Consider the following 17,902-nt stretch of genomic DNA (forward strand, 5'->3'; position numbering starts at 1 on the left):
ACTGCCCTTCGTCGTGTCGGTCCTCAGTCCTCGAACGCCTCAGGTGAGGGGCAGGAGCAGACCAGGTTGCGGTCACCGAACGCTCCGTCGATGCGTCGCACGGGCGCCCAGTACTTGCGCAGCGGGTCGACCCCGGCGGGGTACGCCGCCTCGGCCCGCGTGTAGGCGTGCTCCCACTCGGTCGTCAACGACACGGCGGTGTGCGGCGCGTGACGCAGCACGCTGTCGGCCACCTCGACCTGGCCGTCGATGACCTGCTGGATCTCACCGCGGATCGCGATCATCGCGTCGCAGAAACGGTCGAGCTCGCCGAGGTCCTCGCTCTCGGTCGGCTCGACCATGAGCGTGCCGGCGACCGGGAACGACATCGTCGGCGCGTGGAAGCCGTAGTCGATGAGGCGCTTGGCGACGTCATCCACCGTGACGCCCGACTCCTTGGTGAGACCGCGCAGGTCCAGGATGCACTCGTGCGCGACCAGGCCGTTCTCACCGGCGTACAGCACCGGGTAGCTCTCGCGCAGGCGTGCGGCGACGTAGTTGGCCGACAGGATCGCGGTCTCGGTCGCCCGGGTCAGACCTGCGCCACCCATGAGACGGACGTACGCCCACGAGATCGGCAGGATCGACGCCGAGCCGAACGGAGCCCCCGAGATCGGACCCACGCCGGTCTGCGGTCCGGCCTCGTCGGAGAACGGGTGGTTGGGCAGGTAGGGAGCGAGGTGCGAGCGCACCGCGACCGGTCCGACGCCGGGGCCGCCGCCGCCGTGCGGGATGCAGAACGTCTTGTGCAGGTTGAGGTGCGAGACGTCGCCCCCGAACTCGCCCGGCTGGGCGATCCCGACGAGCGCGTTGAGGTTGGCGCCGTCGACGTAGACCTGGCCACCGGCCTCGTGCACCAGCGAGCACAGCTCGGTGATGGTGTCCTCGAACACGCCGTGCGTCGACGGATAGGTGACCATGATCGCGGCCAGGCTCTCGCCGTGCTCCTTGATCTTCTGCTTGAGGTCGTCCATGTCGACCTCGCCCGTGGGGGCGGTCTTGACGACGACGACCTTGAGGCCGGCCATGACGGCGCTCGCCGCGTTGGTGCCGTGCGCCGACGCGGGGATCAGGCAGATGTTGCGACCGGCCTCGCCGTTGGCCTGGTGGTAGGCGTGGATGGCGAGCAGTCCGGCGAGCTCGCCCTGGGACCCGGCGTTGGGCTGCAGCGAGACCGAGTCGTAGCCGGTGATGTCACACAGCCACTGCTCCAGGTCGGTGATGAGCTCACGGATCCCGACGGTCTGGTCGGCGGGCGCGAACGGGTGCAGGTTCGCGAACTCCGGCCAGGTGACGGCCTCCATCTCGGTCGTGGCGTTGAGCTTCATGGTGCACGAGCCGAGCGGGATCATGCCGCGGTCGAGCGCGTAGTCACGGTCGGACAGCGTCCGCAGGTAGCGCAGCATCGCCGTCTCGCTGCGGTGGCTGTGGAACACCGGGTGCGTGAGGAACTCGTCCGTACGACGCAGCTCCGTGGGCCAGGTCGGCTCGCCGTCGCCGGGAACTGGGGTGTTGACGCCGAAGGCGGCGGCGACGCGGTGCAGGTCATCGGCGGTCGTCGTCTCGTCGACGCTCAGCGACACGTGGTCGGCGTCGACCCGCCAGATGTTGACGCCGTGCTCGAGTGCCGCCTCCACGACGGCGTCCGCGCGGCCGGGCACCACAGCGGTGAGGGTGTCGAAGAAGTGCTCGGCCGTGGTCTCGACGCCTGCGCTGTGCAGCGAGTCGGCCAGCCCGACCGCCTTGGCGTGGGTCGCGCGGGCGATCCGGGCGAGGCCGTCGGGGCCGTGCCAGACGGCGTACATCGACGCCATGACGGCCAGCAGCACCTGCGCGGTGCAGATGTTGGACGTGGCCTTCTCGCGCCGGATGTGCTGCTCGCGGGTCTGCAGGGCGAGGCGGTACGCCGGTGCGCCGTCGGCATCGACGCTCACGCCGACGAGCCGGCCGGGCATGGTGCGCTCGAGCCCGGCGCGGACGCTCATGTAGCCCGCGTGCGGACCGCCAAAGCCCATCGGTACGCCGAAGCGCTGCGTGGTGCCGACCGCGATGTCAGCGCCCCAGGCCGCAGGTGCGGTCAGCAGGGTGAGAGCCAGCAGGTCGGCGGCAGCGGTGACGAGGGCACCCGCGCCGTGGGCCGCCTGGGCAAGCGCGCTCCAGTCGTGGATCGCGCCGTCCGCGCCGGGGTACTGCACGACCACGCCGAACACGTCGCGGTCGCCGGCCGCAGCGCGCAGCGACGCCTCGTCGGTGACCGAACGCAGGTCGGCCTCGACGACCTCGATGCCGAGCGGCACCGCGCGGGTGCGGGTGACCGCGGCGGACTGCGGCAGCAGCTGGTCGTCGAGGAGGAGAACGGCGTCCTTGGCGGCCTTGCTCCCCCGCCGCATCAGGGTCATCGCCTCGGCGACGGCCGTGGACTCGTCGAGCAACGAGGCGCCCGCGGTGGTGAGACCGGTCAGGTCGCTGACCACGGTCTGGAAGTTGAGCAGCGCCTCGAGGCGGCCCTGGGAGATCTCGGGCTGGTACGGCGTGTAGGCGGTGTACCAGGCGGGGTTCTCCAGGATGTTGCGGCGCACGACCGGAGGCGTGTGCGTGCCGTAGTAGCCGAGGCCGATCATCGAGGTGAGGACCGTGTTGCGCGAGGCCTTGTCGCGCAGCTCGGCGATCACGGCGGGCTCGGACTCGGCGGCGGCGAGGTCCAGCCGCGCCGGCGTCCGGATCAGGCTCGGGACGGCCTGGTCGATCAGGGCTTCGAGGCTGCCCTGTCCGACGGTCTTGAGCATCGCGGTCACATCGTCCCCGGACGGACCGATGTGGCGGCTGACGAAGTCGGGCTCGTGCTGCGGCGCGTGAGTCATGACACTCCCGGTGGTGAGGCGGCCACCCGGACCAGGCGGTCGGGCGGGTGCGTCTCCCCCTCTGTCACGTCGTTCGACGCTTCAGAGATGCCTGATCCGGACGGTCCTGGCGCCTGAGAGTTTCCGGGGAGTTTGCTCCTTCGGCGCCTCGCCACCGGCTGGTGAGGAGGACTCTCCCGCCCGGTGTTCACGGCGCCGTCCAAAATACCAGCGTCGTCGATCACGGGAACGACGACGCCCGTACGACGGGACGTCGTACGGGCGGTCGGACAATGCGTGGCTGTCAGCCGACGTTGCGCTGCTCTCGCCGGGCGCGCAGCTCGTCACCGGGATGGGCAGCGGGGGTGTCGTCCTCGGGGCGTTCGCTCGGGAGCTCGGCGAGGCTGCCCTCCACCTCGCGCCAGACGGAGCCCACGGCGATGCCGAAGACGCCCTGACCCCCGCGCATCAGGTCGATGACCTGGTCGTCAGAGGTGCACTCGTAGACCGTCGCACCATCGGACATGAGCGTGATGCCCGCGAGGTCGGAGACACCGCGATCACGCAGAGCAGAGACCGCGATGCGGATCTGCTGAAGGGAGACGCCGGTGTCGAGCAGTCGCTTGATGACCTTCAGGACCAGGATGTCGCGGAAGCTGTAGAGGCGCTGGTGACCGGATCCGGACGGGTTGCGTACGGACGGCTCGAGCAGGCCGGTGCGGGCCCAGTAGTCGAGCTGACGGTAGGAGACGCCCGCTGCGCGGCAGGCGGCCGGACCGCGGTAACCGACGGAGTCGGTCATCTGCTCAGGGAGGACCTCGGTGAAGAGCGCCTCCTGCAACGGTGCCGGGGCCGCCGACTCGGTCGACCGCACTTCGCCGGTGCTACCCACGACAACCTCCGAAATGACTCGCCCTGCTGGACGACTACCTGGTGGGGACTTCGTGCTGACGCTATGCCGACCCCGGGGTGGGGTCAACGACCATGAGCCCGTGGTGCTCGGCGTGTCGCCTGGCTCACATAAGCCTGAAGTTGTAGTTGACCGTTAGACGCCGCGAGAGTCACCTTCGCCGGGCGGTGCCTCGAAGTCCTCGGCCGAGACCTGGTCGAGGAACTCGCGAAACCGTTCGACCTCGTCCTCCTCCTCGACGGGGACGACCACGCCGACCTCGTCGAGGACTCGCTCGTCGACCAGGATCGGGACCTGGGACCGCAGGGCGAGCGCGATCGCATCGGATGAACGCGAGCTGATGCGCGTCGAGCCGTCGATGACCAGCTCGGCGTAGAACACCTGCTCCTCCATCTTGGTGATGTGCACCTCGGTGAGCCCGTGCCCGAGCCCGGCGAGCACATCGATCAGGAGGTCGTGCGTGAGCGGTCGCGGCGGCGTCACGCCCTGCTGGGCGTACGCGATCGCCGTCGCCTCGGGCGCACCGATCCAGATCGGGACGTGCCGTTCTCCGTCGCGCTCACGCAGGAGCACGATCGGGTTGTTGGTCGGCATCTCGACCCGGACGCCCATCACGTCGACCTCTTTCACACCCACCACGCTACTCCCCCGGTGCGGGCGCGCATCACAGCTCGCGCAGACCTGCTCGTACGAGCGCGACGTGCAGGGCGAGGCACTGGGCCAGGACCTCGGCACGCGCCTCGGCGTCGGTGCCGGTGGCCTGCTGAACCAGTCCGATCTCACGATCGGCCGCCAGCCGGAAAGCGCGCAAGTGACGACCGCTGACCCCGTACGCCGACAGCGCGTGTGCTGCACGCGCGACACGCAGCGCGCTCTGGTCGTAGTGCCCGTCGCCGCCGGGGGCGATGAGATGGAACGTCTCCAGCTCGGTCACCGCCGCAGGGCTCAGGCCGCTGCCCTGCGCGAGCTCGGCGCGCGTCAGCCGCACGTCACGCACCTGCTCCTGCAGCTCCGCCGCGGTCGGCAGGTCCGGGTCGTCGACGGGCGCAGGTGGGACCGGCAGCCCGTCCGATCCCGGGCCGGTCTCCGGGGTGAGGCCGCGGTCGTACGCGTCGAGGGCCTCGCGGATGACCTTCAGCGGCCAGAACCGGTCGCGTTGTGCGGTCAGGACGAACCGCAGTCGCTCGATGTCCCGCTCGGAGTACTCGCGGTAGCCGGACTCACGGCGTTGCGGTGAGACGAGCCCCTCGGTGTCGAGGAAGCGCACCTTGGAGACCGTGAGGTCGGGAAAGTCCTCCTGGAGCCGGGTCAGCACAGCGCCGATCGTCAGACCGCGCCCGCCGTCGGCGGTCACGAGGCGGGCTGAGAGCTGCCGTAGTAGACGAGTCGGAACTTGCCGACCATGACCTCGTCGCCCGTCCGCAACGGTGCGGAGTCGACGAGCTGCATGTTGACGTAGGTGCCGTTGAGGGAGCCGACGTCCTGGACCTCATAGCCCCGGGCCGTGCGACGGAACACGGCGTGACGGCGCGACACCGTCACGTCGTCGAGGAAGATGTCGCTGTCGGGGTGGCGGCCGGTGCTCACCTCGTCGGAGTCCAGCAGGAAGCGGGCGCCCGTGTTGGGGCCGCGCAGCGCGATCAGGAGCGCGGTGCCGGGGCGGAGCGCCTCGACCGTGGCCTGGTCGGTGTTGGACAGGCGCGTCTCACCGTCGGGCACGAACTCAGGCGCGCTCGGTTCGGTGAAGGCGGGGAGCTTGGCCGTCGTCGCGTCGTCGGCGTAGCTGCCCTGAGGGCTCGCGGCGTTGACCTGGTCATCGCGCCCCTCGGAGGCGCCGCCCGTCTGCGCGCCCCGGTCCTGGTCGGACATGTCCACCTACCTGTCGTCGTACGTCATTGACCGACCTCGCGGCTGCGAGGTCGGGCGTGTATGGCCAGGGATGCCACCTTAGGTGACCTCCCGACATCACGAGCAGCTTTGGCCCGCATCGTCGTGGTCGAGACGACGATGCGGGCGGCGGGCGTCTGCTCAGCCGAGCGTCGCCTTGTAGGCCTCGACGTCGAGCAGCGCCTCGATGGCCGCCGGGTCGGCGACCTTCATCTCGAACATCCAGCCGTCACCGTAGGGAGCGGAGTTGACCTGCTCGGGCGCACCGTCGAGCGCGTCGTTGACCGCGACGACCTCACCCTCGAGCGGCGAGTACAGGTCGCTGACCGACTTGGTCGACTCGACCTCACCGCAGCTGTCGCCCGCGGTGACGGCGTCGCCGACGGCCGGAAGGCTGACGTAGACCACGTCGCCGAGCGCGTCCTGCGCGTACGCCGTGATCCCCACGCGGACGACGCCGTCGCCCTTGTCGGCGACCCACTCGTGGTCGCCGGTGTAGCGCAGGTCAGCGGGGTACTCGAGCTCGCTCATGCAATCTCCTTAGTTGTCAGGGGTTCTCGCGGCGACACGTTCACGCGGGTCACTTCCCCTGGTCGTCGCGCTGAGCGTAACGAGCCGGTGTGATGGGCCGCAACGCGGTCACGTCGACCTTGCCGAGCTCGAGGACGGTCGGCTGCGCGCCGATGTTCTTGAGCTGCTCGACGACTCCGCCGGGAATGGCCATCGCGGTCGACATGGTGTGCGAGTCACCGATCGCCAGGATCGTGTAGGGCGGCTTGACGCGCTTGCCGTCCACGACGAGGACCTGCTGCCCGCCCTCGTCGACCGTGCCGAACCAGCTGTTGGCGACGACCCGGACGTTGCCGATCTGGATCGCCTCGGCACCCGATCCGCGCAGCTCCTGGACGGTGTCGAGCAAGTTGGGCGCGCTCACCGCGTTGTTCGGGTCGTTGACCACGATCTTGATCCCGGGGCCGGTCGCCTTCTGCGTGCCCGCCAGGATGCCGAGCGAGGCGAGTCGGTCACGGGCGGCCTCGACAGCGGCCTCGTCGTCGGTGCCCGACTTCAGCCCGTCGCGGGTACGGGTGAGGTCGCGTACGTCCTTGTCGAGCCGGCTGGACTGGTTGTTGACGCTGGCGAGCAGGGACACCAGGTCGGACTGGCGCAGGTTCTCCAGCCCGGACGTGCGGGTCTGGCGCACCTGCGTCACCACGGCGAAGCCCAGGGAGAGGGCGAGCAGCGCCGCGAGCAGGTTGGCCTTGGTCGGACGCGGATGACCCATCTGCGCGAGCCGGGACCATGCGGACGGCGGCTGGTCGTCGGGCTCGGGAAGCATCGACGACCCCGCGGACGTCGGTGCAGGCCGGTCATCGGGTGCCGATGCGGCGGGGTGCTCGTCACCATCCGCGTCGACGTCATCAGGAACCGGTGCAGCTCCCGAGCGCGCGGCGCCGTCGCCGGCAGCGCGATGCTCGGACTCCTGCTCGCCGGACTCGTCCGATGCCGGCGGAGCTGTCGTCGGGAGGACCGGGGCGTCCTCGGACGAGTCGGCTGCGGCCGACGCCAGATCGTCCTCGTGGGCCGCGTCATCGGCGGTCGCGTCGGCCACGTCGGCCACGTCAGCGATCTCGCCCTCGGCACCGGCCGCCTCGACCGGCTCTGCGACCGCATCCTGCTGCTCGACCGGAACATCGTCGTCGGCGTCGTCCGCGACGTCGTCCGCACGCTCGTGCTCGACCTCCGCGGCATCAGGCGTCGGCACGTTGGCCGGGTGCTCGCCCGGGGCGGAGTCGTCCGTCACCGAGTCATCGACGTCCGGGTCAGCCACCGGCTCTGCGGGGTCCGCCTCTGCTGAGGTTGAGGCCTCGACACCATCGTCGGACGCCTCGACGCCCTCCTCGGACGCCTCCTCGGAGGCCTGCACCGGCGTACGGGGCTGCTCGTCGGAGGACGGTGCCTGCGCCGTGGACTCCTCGGCGACCGGCTCGTCCTGCGGACCGTCCTCGCGGGTGGGTGGCGCGCCTGCGGGTGCCTGGGCGCGACGGCGGATCTTCTTCTTGCCGCGCTTGCTGCGATCGGACATGGACATCAGGCCTTGAACAGGTGGCGACGGATGGAGGCGACGTTGCTGAAGATCCTCAGGCCCAGGACGACGACCACGCCGGTGGACAGCTGTGAGCCGACACCGAGCTGGTCACCGAGGAAGACGATCAGCGCGGCGACCACGACGTTGGACAGGAAGGAGACGACGAAGACCTTGTCGTCGAAGATGCCGTCGAGCACCGCACGAACAGCGCCGAAGATGGCATCGAGTGCGGCGATGACGGCGATCGGGAGGTACGGCTGAAGGCCGACCGGGACCTCGGGATGGACGAACAGTCCGATCACCAGTCCGACGACAAGTCCGGCGGCGGGGATCACGGGGTCTCCTTCTGCGTGGTCGACGGCGAGGCCGTCGTCGAGGGGCTGGGCTTGGCGTACTGCAGGAGCGAGGACGCCGACGCGGGGATCTGGACGTCACCCTTGTTGGTCATCTTGACCTGCAGGTCGAACTGGCTCGGGAGGCTCTTGAGATAGCTGCCCGAGGGGCCGGCCTCGAACCGCTTGCGCATCTGGACGGGCTCGCCGACCACGCTCACGACGTAGGGGCGGCTGATGGGCCGGAAGTCGACGGTGATCGCCGGACCAGCGAACCGGATGGAGGAGGTCGAGGTCAGCCGTTGGCCGTTGATCGAGATCGCCTCGGCACCAGCCTGCCACAGGCCGTTGGTGAGGATCTGCAGGTCGGTCGAGGTGACCGAGCTCTGCTCCTCGCCGGAGCCGTTCTTGTCGTCCTCGCCCACGCCGGCGTCGGTACGCGCGTCGTCGAGGGTCAGCTCGAGGCCGGGTCCATGCACGGCAACCGCACCCGCAGCCTGCTCGGTACGAGCCAGCTGGTCGACGAGAGAGGGCCCCTCGCCCTGGTCGAGGACCTTGCGCTGCGACGCGCTGATCTCGGCCTGCAGGCCGCTGATCGCTCCGCTCTTGCGGTCGATCGCACTCTGCTGACTGTGGATCTGGCCGATCAGCTGATCGCGCTCGCGGTCGGCGGCGTCCTGCGGCAGCCGAAGGGTCTGAGCCGCGACGACGAGCAGGACGCCGATCAGCACTGCGGTGACCACCAGGACGGGGCTGCGCAGACCGCGCGACGTGGGCTCGCCGGCGGCCCGACGCCGGTCGGCCGCCTCCTGGTAACCCGGGTCGAGCGGGTGGTCCATGAGGTCGGTGAGCAGCGCCATGCTGGAGCCCGGGTGACGGACGGGCCTCGAGCCGGAGGGCTCGTTCATGCAATGACCGCTTTCTTGCGCTGGACCATTCCTCGTACCTGGACGGCGTACAACGCCGCGGCCAGCCAGTACAGGCCGGTGCCCCACCAGGCGAACGCCCAGCCGAGCGGCTGGGCGATGTCGGCCACCACCGAATCACCATCGGCGAGCAGGAGGAGCGGGAACGCGTAAATCAGGTTGAACGTCGCCGCCTTGCCCACGAAGTGGACCGGTGGGATCGCGAGCCGGTGGTGGCGGACCCACGGTGCCATGGCACCGACGAAGGCCTCACGGGCCAGCAGGACCACGACGAGCCACCACGGGATGATGTCGCGCCAGGCGAGACCGAGCAAGGTCGAGAGGATGTAGAGACGGTCGGCGATCGGGTCGAGCAGCTGTCCCAACCGAGAGATGAGCCCGTATCGGCGGGCGATCTTGCCGTCGAGGTAGTCGGTGACCCCGGACAGCGCCAGGACCACGAAGGCCGCGACGTCGTGCTCGGCGAGGATCAGCCACAAGAAGATCGGGACGCCGACCAGCCGCAGCATCGACAGCGCGTTGGGCACTGTCCAGATGCGGTGGCTCACGGCCGGCTCGCTCGCCGCGCCCGTCCCCGTGTCGGTCACGGGGATGATGCTATGCGGTGGCCGTGCGCGTAGACGTTGAGGGATCGGCCGCGCACGAAACCGGCCACCGTGACGCCGAGCTCGTCGGCGGCAGCCACGGCGAGGTCCGACGGTGCTGAGACGGTCGCCAGCACGGGTACGCCGCTCATCGCCGCCTTCTGCACGATCTCGAACGACGCGCGGGACGAGACCACGAGCACCAGACCGGCCGTTCTCCGCTCCTGCATGACGGCCCAGCCGAGGACCTTGTCGACCGCGTTGTGCCGACCGACGTCCTCGCGCACGACGAGGCACTCACCGCTGGGGGTGAACAGGCCGGCGGCGTGCGTGCCGCCGGTGCGTTCGAAGACCCGCTGCCCGGCTCGGAGCGTCTCGGGCATGGTCACCAGCACGGCCGGGTCGACGGTGATGTCCGCGACGACCGGCGCTCCCTCGGGGAGGCTCGCGGCAACGGCGTCCACACTCGTCTTGCCGCACAGGCCGCACCCGCTGTGCATCACCAGGGAGCGTTGCGCGCTCACGGGCAGGCCGCGTGCCCTCGTCGTGAGGGCAACCTCCAGCACGTTGTAGGTGTTGCGCTCGAACCCGTCCTCGTCGGTCACGGTCCCGATGCAGTATCGCGCCGACACGACGTCCTCCCGCCCCGAGATGACGCCTTCGGAGCGGAGGAGCCCGTGGACGAGCTCGTGGTCGTGGCCGGGCGTGCGCATCGTGACGGTGAGGGGCGAGCCGTCGACCCTGATCTCGAGTGGTTCCTCGACCGCGAGCGTGTCGGCGCGGCGTCGAGTGTCGCCGGCGAGGTCGATGCGTACGACCGGCCGGCGGGCGGTGACCCGACCCATCAGCGGCCGCCGTCCACAGGGTCGCCGCAGTCGATGCGCACGCTGCTGCTCATGACTGCCAGTATGTCCCCGCCGTCAGGAGGGAGATGTTCGGGTGAGCACCACCGTGAGTGACGAGGACCTCGGTTACCTCGTGCTGGGAGTGGCGATTCCGCTCCTCGCGATCCTGGTCGTCGCCTGGGTGCGATGGCGTCGACGCGACCTGGAGTACGTCGGCATCACGCCGGGCCTGACACCCGTCGCCGGCGCACCGGCCCGGCGTCGACGCGTACGCCGCGGCAAGGAGTGGTCCGGCACCGTCCCGGTGCAGTTCCACCCACCCCAGGGCGTCTCCCCCGCGGTCGCCGGGGTCCTGGTCGACAGCTCTGCCGATGCCCGCGACCTCGGATCGCTCGTGGTCGACCTTTCCGTCCGGAAGTGGTTCGACATCCACCGGGTCGACGGTGACTGGGAGCTGCGCCGCCGCCAGCCCCCACCGCACGACGTGCTCTCCCCCACCGAACGCGCCATTGTCGAGGCGATCTTCCGCTCAGGGCCGGTCCAACGCATGTCACGCCTCAAGGGCGACCTCGGCATCTCGTTGCGGGAGGCGCAGATCGGCCTCTACCGCGAGGTGGTCGACCGCGGCTGGTACCGCAAGCACCCGCGCTCGCGCAACGCGTTGCTCGGCTGCCTCGGGATGCTCGGGCTCCTGGCCGCTGCGGGTCTGGCTCTCGCGCTGTACACCTACTCCCAGCGTCACGTCACGGAGTACTGGTGGGCGCTGCCCGCCGGGGTGGCGACCGGCGCGCTCGTCATGGCGATCTGGGGCCGAGGACGGACACCCCGTACCGCGGACGGCACGGCCGTGCGCATCCAGACGCTCGGCTTCCGCAAGTACATCGCCACCGCCGAGGCGAGGCAGATCCGCGTCGAGGAGGCAGCGGGTCTGTTCGCGCGCTACCTGCCGTACGCCATGGTGTTCGGCCTGGCCGACCAGTGGGCCAAGGTCATCGGCCAGGTCCTCAACCAGCACCGCATGAGTGAGCTCGTCGACAGCAGCGGCATGCTCATCGACCCCGATGCGTGGTTCCTCGTCGGCCACCTGGCCGATCTCGCCGGTTCGGCGTTCGACGTGTCGGCGCTCGCCGACGGCGTGAGTGGTGTGGGCGACGCGATCAACGGCAGCTTCGGCTTCGTCGACGGCGTCACCAACGGGGTCGACGGGCTGGTCTCCGGGGTGGGCGACTTCGTGGGGTCTGCGGGCGACCTGTTCGACGGGATGGACGGCTGCTCCGACGGCTGCAGCGGCTGCGGCGAGGTCGCGGGGTGCCTCAGCTGGTGATTTCTCACAAGGCGCGCTTCACACTGTGAACGGCGCCTCGGGTCTACGGTCCGAAAATGAGCCTGATACGAGAACTCGTGCGGACGAAGGACGTCGAGACCGTCATCCGCCAGAACGAGGACGGCAGCGACGGCGGCCACCACGCACGACTGAGCAGACGCCTCACGGCGTGGGACCTGATGGGTTTCGGGATCGGCATCGTGATCGGCACGGGGATCTTCACCCTGACCGGCATCGAGGCCAAGAACCACGCCGGCCCGGCCGTCGTGATCTCGTTCGCCATCGCCGGGGTCGTCGCCATGCTGGCGGCGCTGTGCTACGCGGAGCTGGCAGCGGCCGTGCCGACAGCAGGAAGCTCTTACACGTACGCGTACACCACCATCGGTGAGCTGTTCGCCTGGATCATCGCCTGGGACCTCATCCTGGAGTTCGCCCTCGGCGCGGCGGTCGTGTCACGCGGCTGGTCGGGCTACCTGCAGGAGTCCTTCGGACTGCCGCAGGCCTTCTTCGGCGAGGAGAACTCCACGGTCAACCTCGGCGCGGTCGCCATCGCCCTGGTGCTCGGCATCGTGGCCGCCGTCGGCATCCGCGAGTCCAAGCTGGTCACCAACGCGCTCGTCGTCATCAAGGTGTCGGTCTGCGTGTTCGTGATCGTGGCCGGCGTCTTCTTCGTCAAGGCGGCCAACTACGACCCCTTCATCCCGCCCTCGAAGCCGCCGGCCGAGGAGACCTCCGGTCTGGCTCAGCCGCTGTGGCAGATGATCAGCGGGGTCGACCCGTCGGCGTACGGCTTCGCGGGCGTGCTGGTCGCCTCCGGAGTCGTGTTCTTCGCCTACAGCGGCTTCGAGGCCGTCGCCAACCTCGGCGAGGAGACCAAGGACCCCGCCAAGGACATGCCCCGTGGCCTCCTCGGCACGCTGATCGTGTGCACGCTGCTCTACCTGCTGGTCTGCCTCGTGATCACCGGCATGGTGAAGTACACCGGCCTGTCCGAGGGGGCGCCGATCTCGGACGCTTTCGACCAGGTGGGCATGGGCTGGGCGAGTGTCCTGATCGGCATCGCCGCGGTCGCCGGCCTGAGCTCGGTGATCCTGGTCGACATCGTCGCGATGGGCCGCATCGGCTTCGCGCTGTGCCGCGACGGCCTGCTGCCCCCGGCTGTCGGCAAGGTGCACGAGAAGTACCACACGCCGATGCGCATCACCGTCATCACGACCGCGGCCGTCTGCCTCCTCGCGGCGTTCGTGCCGTTGTCGACGCTCGCCGAGATGGTCAGCATCGGCACGCTGTTCGCGTTCGTCGTGGTCGCCATCGCGGTGGCCGTGCTGCGTCGAACGAAACCGCGGATGAAGCGCCCGTTCAGGACGCCGCAGGTGCCGTTGCTCCCGATCGTCTCGGCCTTGTCGTGCGTCGCGCTGATGGCGAGCCTTGCGGTCGAGACGTGGCTGCGGTTCCTCGCGTGGTTGGCCGTCGGCCTGCTGGTCTACGCGTTCTACGGCCGCCGGCACTCGCGGCTGGCGACCGGCGAGCGTCCGGTTCCCGGCGTCGAGGACGTCGAGGTGCGCTGATCAGTCCGACCCGTACTTCGCCACCAGTCGACGCAGCGTCGTGACGTTGCGCAAGGTGGTCGGTGAGCCCAGTGCCTTCGTGAAGGCACTGGGCTTCACCTTGCTGCCGCTGATGCCACCGCGGGTCAGCCAGTGGACCTCACGACCGTCGACGAGCAGCTCGTCGTAGTCGTTGGACAACGCGGCCACGGCCCTGCGTACGTCGACGGCAGGTGCCTCGGCGAGGAACCCCACCTGCACCTTGTGGCCGTCGGCGACCGGACCGAAGGGTTCGGCCGACACGATCGTGGCCAGCTGCTCGGGCGTCCGTACGAACGTCTGCACGGCATAGCCCAGCTCGCGCTCCAACGCCTGCTCGAGTGTCGTCTCGACCCGGTGAGCTGTCTCGTCGGACGCCAGGATCACGTTGCCGCTGGCGATGAACGTCTCGACCTCGCCGTATCCGGCGGCCTCCACGATCGCGCGCAGCTGCGGCATCGTGACGTTGTGGCCCCCGACGTTGATCGCCCGCAGGAAGGCCACGTACCGAGTCATGGGCGCACTGTACGACCGGGCACTCGGACCTTGAGGGCGTTCGTCCGGATGCGGACGGTCGCCGGCGTGTGCGCGACCGCGTCCCCGTCGGCGAAGATCTCGATCGGGTCGGAGCCCTCGGGGGTCTCGATGCGGATCTCGCGTGCGTGCTCGAACGTGATGTGCGGGTGCAGGTCGTGCTTGCCGAGGTTGAACGGCACGAGCTCGACGCCGAGCCTCGGCAGGAACACGTCGTTGAGCAGGACGACGTCGATGAGGCCGTCGTCGAGCTCGGCCTCAGGTGAGAGCTTGAGCCCCCGCCGTAGCGACCGGAGTTGGCGAATCCCGCTGAGTAGCCACGGAACTCGCGTCGCTGACCGTCGATCGTCAGCACCAGGTCGATCCGGCGCGGCTGCAGGATCGCCCTGGCCACGCCGTAGAGGTAGACCCAGTGACCCTTGATGCGCCGAGCCGAGTCGGCGTACTCCTGGACGGTGGAGTCCAGGCCGAGGCTGACGTTGCCGACGCAGACCCGGCCGTCGAGGTCGAGGACGTCGATCGTGCGGTCGGTGCCGCGGGCGATGATCGCTGCAGCCTGCTCGATGTCCTTGGGGATGCCGAGCTTGCCGATGAAGTCGTTGCCTCGGCCGCCGGCGACGATTCCGAGGGTGGAGTCGGTGCCGACGAGGCCGGCCGCGACCGCGCGGACCATGCCGTCACCGCCGAGCGACACCACGACCGGGACGCCCTGCGCGGCGAAACCCGCTGCGAGCTCGGTGGCGTGCGACTCGCTTGTGCTCTCGACCAGCTCGGCGTCAAGACCGTGGGCAGCAAACGTCGTACGCAGTGGCTCGACCCGTTCCTGCACCGCCCCGTTGCGTGCGGACGGGTTGAGGATGACGGGAGTCGACGTACGTGCAGTGGACGGGCTCACAGCGCCTCCGGCCCGTTCATGAGCTTGCCCGGGTTCATGATGCCCGCGGGGTCGACCTCGGCCTTCGCCGCACGCAGCATGCCGACCCACAGCGGCCCGTACTCCTCGAACATCCACGGCGCGTGGTCGGCGCCGGTCGCGTGGTGGTGCGTGATCGTGCCGCCGCCGGCGAGGATCGCGTCACCGGCCGCCGTCTTGAGGGTCTTCCACTGGTCGATCTCGGCACCGGCCTCCTGGCGCGCGAAGACGGTGTAGTAGAGCGAGCATCCGGCGGTGTAGAGGTGAGAGATGTGGCACAGCACGAACGCCGGGGTCCCCCGCTCGCGCAGGCCCTTCTCGATGTCCGCCTTGATCGAGTCGTGCAGCTGCTCGACCGTGCTCCACGGTGCCGACGTCTCCATCGTGTCGACGAGCATGCCGTGGGTCATCAGGGTGTCGCGCAGGTACGGGGTCGAGAAGCGGTGCTTCTCCCACATGACCTCGGGCACACCGCCGATCGTGACGCCCTTGTGCTTCTTGGCGATCACCCGACCGGCCGCGCGACGCGACTTGGCCTCACCTGGGCGACCGTCGTACCGCAGCACCATGAGGCACGGGGTCTTGATGCCGCGAGCGCGCAGGTAGGCGAGCATGCCCTTGCGCTGCAGGTCGCTGCCCAGCTGGGCGAGACCGAACGCCGTCTCGTTGACGTCGGACAGGCGCGCGATGTCGGGGTGCAGACCGGCCTGCTCCATGAGGCGCAGCGCGGCTGCGCCGGAGGCGAAGTCAGGGAAGAACCACGCGTCGGGGAGGGTGGCCTCGGGCTGGCGCTTGATGCGCAAGGTGGCCTCGGTGATGATGCCGAGCGTGCCCTCGCTGCCGACGAACACCTGGCGCGGGTTGGGCCCTGCGGCGGTGGCCGGCGTCGTACGCAGCTCGACGACACCCGTGGGGGTCGAGCAGCGCAGGCCGAAGACGTTCTCGTCGATGCGGCCGTAGCCCGTTGACTGCTGCCCGGCAGACCGCGTCGCCACCCAGCCGCCGACGGTGCTGAACTCGAACGACTGCGGGAAGTGGCCGAGCGTGAATCCCTTGGCCGGGCTCAGGCTCCACGATGCTCGCCATGAGAGAGCACACCAGGGACGTCGTCGTCGACATGTCGAGGATGACCTCGTCGGGGGCGTCGGCAGCAGAGATGGTGGCCTCGAGTCGCTCGAGCTCGGTCGCCAGCAGCGCAGAAAGGTTCTCGGTCATCCGATCACCGTGCCACCGTGGGATGTCTCAGAAATCCCGTGTGTCCGGATCAGTGCGAATGAGACACCGAGACGGCCCGGTCGCGGCTGCTGCCGACCGGGACCGCGATGTCTCGTCAGAGAGAGGTTTGCGAGACATGCAGTTGCTCGCAGTTACGATCAGACCGTCGCGAGCGACCGCGGCGAAAGTCACGTTGGGAGGCGGACATGGCCACGCTCTTGTGCGAAGGGTGCGAGGAGCCGATCGAAACCGACGACAGCCATATCGACTTCAACGGCGAAGACTGGCACGAAGCCTGCTTCGAGGTCAGCGGTGGGGCGACGTACTGCTGCGGAATGATGTATGACGACGGCGAGGCGACTTGCCTCAGTTGTGGCGAGCCTCTCTAGGCTGAACACCCGCGGTCGGCCGCTGCGCCGAGCGGCGCAACTCGAACACCGTCGGTGCTCGCTGCCATCGTCAGGACCCGGCACGCGGCAGCCCCGACCTTAAGTAGGCGGCGCCAGCGCTCAGCCGACCCGTGGACCGGTCCTGGCCTGACAGGATGGGCCACACTGGGAGAGGAGGATCGTCATGACCGATGGAATTGTGCTCACAATCGACGACGACCGGCCCGCTCGCGCCGTGCACTTCTTTGCCGCCGGCGGACACCTCCTGGAACTGCTCGATGATCTGGCGGAGACGGTCGACGTCGAGTGGACGGTGACGGACCTCCGCATTGGGTCTGCCATCTCGGGGCTCTCGGCGGTCGGTGAAAACCGCTTGCTTGGAATCGAGGCAGCTCGGTCTGCGGTACGAGGTCTCACGCAAGTGCGGAATGGCGAGCCATTGGCAGCCGAGTGGACGCCCATGGCGGTGAACCACGCCAAGGACCTCGTCCGCAGTTCCGGTGTGCACGCCAAGCTCGAGGCCGGTGGGAACGTCGTCTGGCTCGACAGCGAGCTGCGCGAACGACTGCAGGCAGTCACGCCCTGGGTGCGCGAGTTCTACGGATCCGTGCGAGGCCAGCTGACGGGCGTGAACGTCACACGGGGCAACAGAGCCTCTATCCGGCCACACGCCGGCGGCCGCGTGGTGCACATCGGCTTTCCCTCGGCGCTCGCCGAGTCGATGGCAGCCGGTCTCCTCCAGTTCGTTGAGGTCGACGGCATGGTGCGTCAGAACGATGAGGGTCGGACGTACTACGTCGCTGCCGACACGGTGAAGGTCATCGAGCAGCCGACCATGTCCTGGCGCGAGCTACGGGGCTTCATGCCAGATCTGACCGGCGACATGTCGACCGCCGAGTACCTGGAGAGTATCCGTGGCGAAGACTGAGATCCCGCGTGTGCTCCTGGACTCCAGTGCTCTGATCGCCGTCATCAAGAACGAGCCGAATGCGGAGCACATCGACGGACTGCTGGACATGCTCGCTCAGGGTGAGGTTCAGCTCTACGAGTCGGTGATCGTGATGGGCGAGGTCTACAAGCCTCCCGACAGCACGAGTCCAGCAGAGCGGGACCGGCACATGGCCAAACTCGATCAGGTTCGCTCTCTCCTCCAGTCACAGCAGGTCGTCCAGCTCGACGTCACTGCGCCCGTCGTCCGGAAGGCAACTGAGTACCGGCTCCAGCTAGCGATGAAGCTGCCCGACGCCTTACATCTCGCGACTGCGGTACTCAACGGTTGCGACTGGCTGGTTACGTTCGACCGAGACTTTCCTGAGCAGGTGGATGGGCTGAAGGTTGTGCGGTTGAACTACGTCGACGAACCACGGGACCTACCCTGGCAGCGCCCCGTGGAGGCAACCCTGTTCGATCACCTCGGGGACGACAACGTCATCCCGTTGGCCACTGAACGCGAGCGCCCCTAGTCCGGGTGTCCGGCTAGGAACCTCCGATT

At 69.1% G+C, this 17,902-nt stretch carries 18 protein-coding genes, 1 pseudogene and 1 riboswitch; of the genes and pseudogenes, 5 read left to right on the plus strand and 14 right to left on the minus strand.

The window, feature by feature from the left end:
* Positions 1 to 23 precede the first annotated feature (23 nt).
* The 11 genes from gcvP to fdhD all read right to left on the minus strand — a co-directional run bounded on the left by gcvP (position 24) and on the right by fdhD (position 10,449).
* The gene (gene gcvP / locus VV01_RS08145) at positions 24 to 2,900 is read right to left on the minus strand and encodes an aminomethyl-transferring glycine dehydrogenase (RefSeq protein WP_050669448.1); all 2,877 of its coding nucleotides are present in this window, start codon (positions 2,898 to 2,900) and stop codon (positions 24 to 26) included.
* 91 nt (positions 2,901 to 2,991) lie between these two features.
* Positions 2,992 to 3,089: riboswitch (glycine riboswitch) on the minus strand.
* A 94-nt stretch (positions 3,090 to 3,183) separates the two neighbouring features.
* Positions 3,184 to 3,753 (minus strand): MerR family transcriptional regulator, encoded by a 570-nt coding sequence (locus VV01_RS08150; RefSeq protein WP_050669449.1) that lies wholly within the window; start codon positions 3,751 to 3,753, stop codon positions 3,184 to 3,186.
* 171 nt (positions 3,754 to 3,924) lie between these two features.
* The gene (locus tag VV01_RS08155; protein WP_050671806.1) at positions 3,925 to 4,419 is read right to left on the minus strand and encodes a bifunctional nuclease family protein; all 495 of its coding nucleotides are present in this window, start codon (positions 4,417 to 4,419) and stop codon (positions 3,925 to 3,927) included.
* A gap of 34 nt (positions 4,420 to 4,453) precedes the next feature.
* Positions 4,454 to 5,143, minus strand: coding sequence for a transcriptional regulator FtsR (gene ftsR / locus VV01_RS08160; protein ID WP_231635189.1), 690 nt, complete (start codon positions 5,141 to 5,143; stop codon positions 4,454 to 4,456).
* Positions 5,140 to 5,658 (minus strand): FHA domain-containing protein, encoded by a 519-nt coding sequence (locus VV01_RS08165; protein ID WP_082221201.1) that lies wholly within the window; start codon positions 5,656 to 5,658, stop codon positions 5,140 to 5,142. Before VV01_RS08165 ends, ftsR begins: the two co-directional genes overlap by 4 nt.
* Before the next feature lie 159 nt (positions 5,659 to 5,817).
* Positions 5,818 to 6,207 (minus strand): glycine cleavage system protein GcvH, encoded by a 390-nt coding sequence (gene gcvH, locus VV01_RS08170; protein WP_050669450.1) that lies wholly within the window; start codon positions 6,205 to 6,207, stop codon positions 5,818 to 5,820.
* 49 nt (positions 6,208 to 6,256) lie between these two features.
* Positions 6,257 to 7,759: a DUF881 domain-containing protein gene (locus VV01_RS24320; RefSeq protein ID WP_231635190.1), complete on the minus strand. Its 1,503-nt coding sequence runs from the start codon at positions 7,757 to 7,759 to the stop codon at positions 6,257 to 6,259.
* Positions 7,760 to 7,764: 5 nt separating this feature from the next.
* Positions 7,765 to 8,097, minus strand: a complete 333-nt coding sequence (locus tag VV01_RS08180; RefSeq protein WP_050669452.1) for a small basic family protein — start codon at positions 8,095 to 8,097, stop codon at positions 7,765 to 7,767.
* Positions 8,094 to 9,002 carry a DUF881 domain-containing protein gene (locus tag VV01_RS08185; protein ID WP_071606325.1) on the minus strand — a complete coding sequence of 303 codons (909 nt, stop codon included), beginning with the start codon at positions 9,000 to 9,002 and terminating at the stop codon, positions 8,094 to 8,096. The genes VV01_RS08180 and VV01_RS08185 overlap by 4 nt, the downstream gene beginning before the upstream one ends.
* Entirely contained in the window at positions 8,999 to 9,607 is a 609-nt protein-coding gene (locus VV01_RS08190) for a CDP-alcohol phosphatidyltransferase family protein (RefSeq protein WP_050669454.1), read from the minus strand. The genes VV01_RS08185 and VV01_RS08190 overlap by 4 nt, the downstream gene beginning before the upstream one ends.
* Complete coding sequence (fdhD, locus tag VV01_RS08195) at positions 9,604 to 10,449, minus strand: formate dehydrogenase accessory sulfurtransferase FdhD (RefSeq protein ID WP_050669455.1); 846 nt, start codon at positions 10,447 to 10,449, stop codon at positions 9,604 to 9,606. The genes VV01_RS08190 and fdhD overlap by 4 nt, the downstream gene beginning before the upstream one ends.
* Before the next feature lie 94 nt (positions 10,450 to 10,543).
* Between fdhD and VV01_RS08200 the strand changes: the two genes are divergently transcribed.
* Together VV01_RS08200 and VV01_RS08205 are read left to right on the plus strand one after the other, a co-directional pair.
* Positions 10,544 to 11,773 (plus strand): DUF2207 family protein, encoded by a 1,230-nt coding sequence (locus VV01_RS08200; protein ID WP_050669456.1) that lies wholly within the window; start codon positions 10,544 to 10,546, stop codon positions 11,771 to 11,773.
* A gap of 56 nt (positions 11,774 to 11,829) precedes the next feature.
* Positions 11,830 to 13,341: an APC family permease gene (locus VV01_RS08205; protein WP_050669457.1), complete on the plus strand. Its 1,512-nt coding sequence runs from the start codon at positions 11,830 to 11,832 to the stop codon at positions 13,339 to 13,341.
* Here the strand turns inward: VV01_RS08205 and VV01_RS08210 are convergent, their stop codons facing one another.
* From VV01_RS08210 to VV01_RS08220, 3 genes and pseudogenes are all read right to left on the minus strand, one after another.
* On the minus strand, positions 13,342 to 13,875 hold the full coding sequence (locus VV01_RS08210) for a DUF1697 domain-containing protein (protein WP_071606326.1): 534 nt from the start codon (positions 13,873 to 13,875) through the stop codon (positions 13,342 to 13,344).
* Positions 13,872 to 14,878: pseudogene (locus VV01_RS24905) on the minus strand (diacylglycerol/lipid kinase family protein). The gene VV01_RS08210 and the pseudogene VV01_RS24905 overlap by 4 nt, the downstream one beginning before the upstream one ends.
* Complete coding sequence (locus tag VV01_RS08220) at positions 14,785 to 16,005, minus strand: FAD-binding oxidoreductase (RefSeq protein ID WP_082220886.1); 1,221 nt, start codon at positions 16,003 to 16,005, stop codon at positions 14,785 to 14,787. The pseudogene VV01_RS24905 and the gene VV01_RS08220 overlap by 94 nt, the downstream one beginning before the upstream one ends.
* A gap of 222 nt (positions 16,006 to 16,227) precedes the next feature.
* Between VV01_RS08220 and VV01_RS08225 the strand changes: the two genes are divergently transcribed.
* From VV01_RS08225 to VV01_RS08235, 3 genes are all read left to right on the plus strand, one after another.
* A complete protein-coding gene (locus tag VV01_RS08225) occupies positions 16,228 to 16,410 on the plus strand; it encodes a hypothetical protein (protein WP_050669461.1) in 183 nt (60 codons plus the stop codon).
* Between the two features lie 184 nt (positions 16,411 to 16,594).
* Positions 16,595 to 17,338 (plus strand): hypothetical protein, encoded by a 744-nt coding sequence (locus VV01_RS23285; RefSeq protein ID WP_157508777.1) that lies wholly within the window; start codon positions 16,595 to 16,597, stop codon positions 17,336 to 17,338.
* Entirely contained in the window at positions 17,325 to 17,873 is a 549-nt protein-coding gene (locus tag VV01_RS08235) for a type II toxin-antitoxin system VapC family toxin (protein WP_050669463.1), read from the plus strand. Before VV01_RS23285 ends, VV01_RS08235 begins: the two co-directional genes overlap by 14 nt.
* Positions 17,874 to 17,902 lie beyond the last annotated feature (29 nt).

It is taken from the genome of Luteipulveratus halotolerans (assembly GCF_001247745.1).
Classification (GTDB): domain Bacteria; phylum Actinomycetota; class Actinomycetes; order Actinomycetales; family Dermatophilaceae; genus Luteipulveratus; species Luteipulveratus halotolerans.

What these genes read in the sequence shown, in the direction of transcription:
- VV01_RS08185 (WP_071606325.1), bottom strand. Translation starts at nt 9,002, where the DNA reads ATGAACGAGCCCTCCGGCTCGAGGCCCGTCCGTCACCCGGGCTCCAGC.
- VV01_RS23285 (WP_157508777.1), top strand. Translation starts at nt 16,595, where the DNA reads ATGACCGATGGAATTGTGCTCACAATCGACGACGACCGGCCCGCTCGC.
- fdhD (WP_050669455.1), bottom strand. Translation starts at nt 10,449, where the DNA reads ATGGGTCGGGTCACCGCCCGCCGGCCGGTCGTACGCATCGACCTCGCC.
- gcvP (WP_050669448.1), bottom strand. Translation starts at nt 2,900, where the DNA reads ATGACTCACGCGCCGCAGCACGAGCCCGACTTCGTCAGCCGCCACATC.
- VV01_RS24320 (WP_231635190.1), bottom strand. Translation starts at nt 7,759, where the DNA reads ATGTCCGATCGCAGCAAGCGCGGCAAGAAGAAGATCCGCCGTCGCGCC.
- VV01_RS08165 (WP_082221201.1), bottom strand. Translation starts at nt 5,658, where the DNA reads ATGTCCGACCAGGACCGGGGCGCGCAGACGGGCGGCGCCTCCGAGGGG.
- VV01_RS08205 (WP_050669457.1), top strand. Translation starts at nt 11,830, where the DNA reads ATGAGCCTGATACGAGAACTCGTGCGGACGAAGGACGTCGAGACCGTC.
- VV01_RS08210 (WP_071606326.1), bottom strand. Translation starts at nt 13,875, where the DNA reads ATGACTCGGTACGTGGCCTTCCTGCGGGCGATCAACGTCGGGGGCCAC.
- VV01_RS08225 (WP_050669461.1), top strand. Translation starts at nt 16,228, where the DNA reads ATGGCCACGCTCTTGTGCGAAGGGTGCGAGGAGCCGATCGAAACCGAC.
- gcvH (WP_050669450.1), bottom strand. Translation starts at nt 6,207, where the DNA reads ATGAGCGAGCTCGAGTACCCCGCTGACCTGCGCTACACCGGCGACCAC.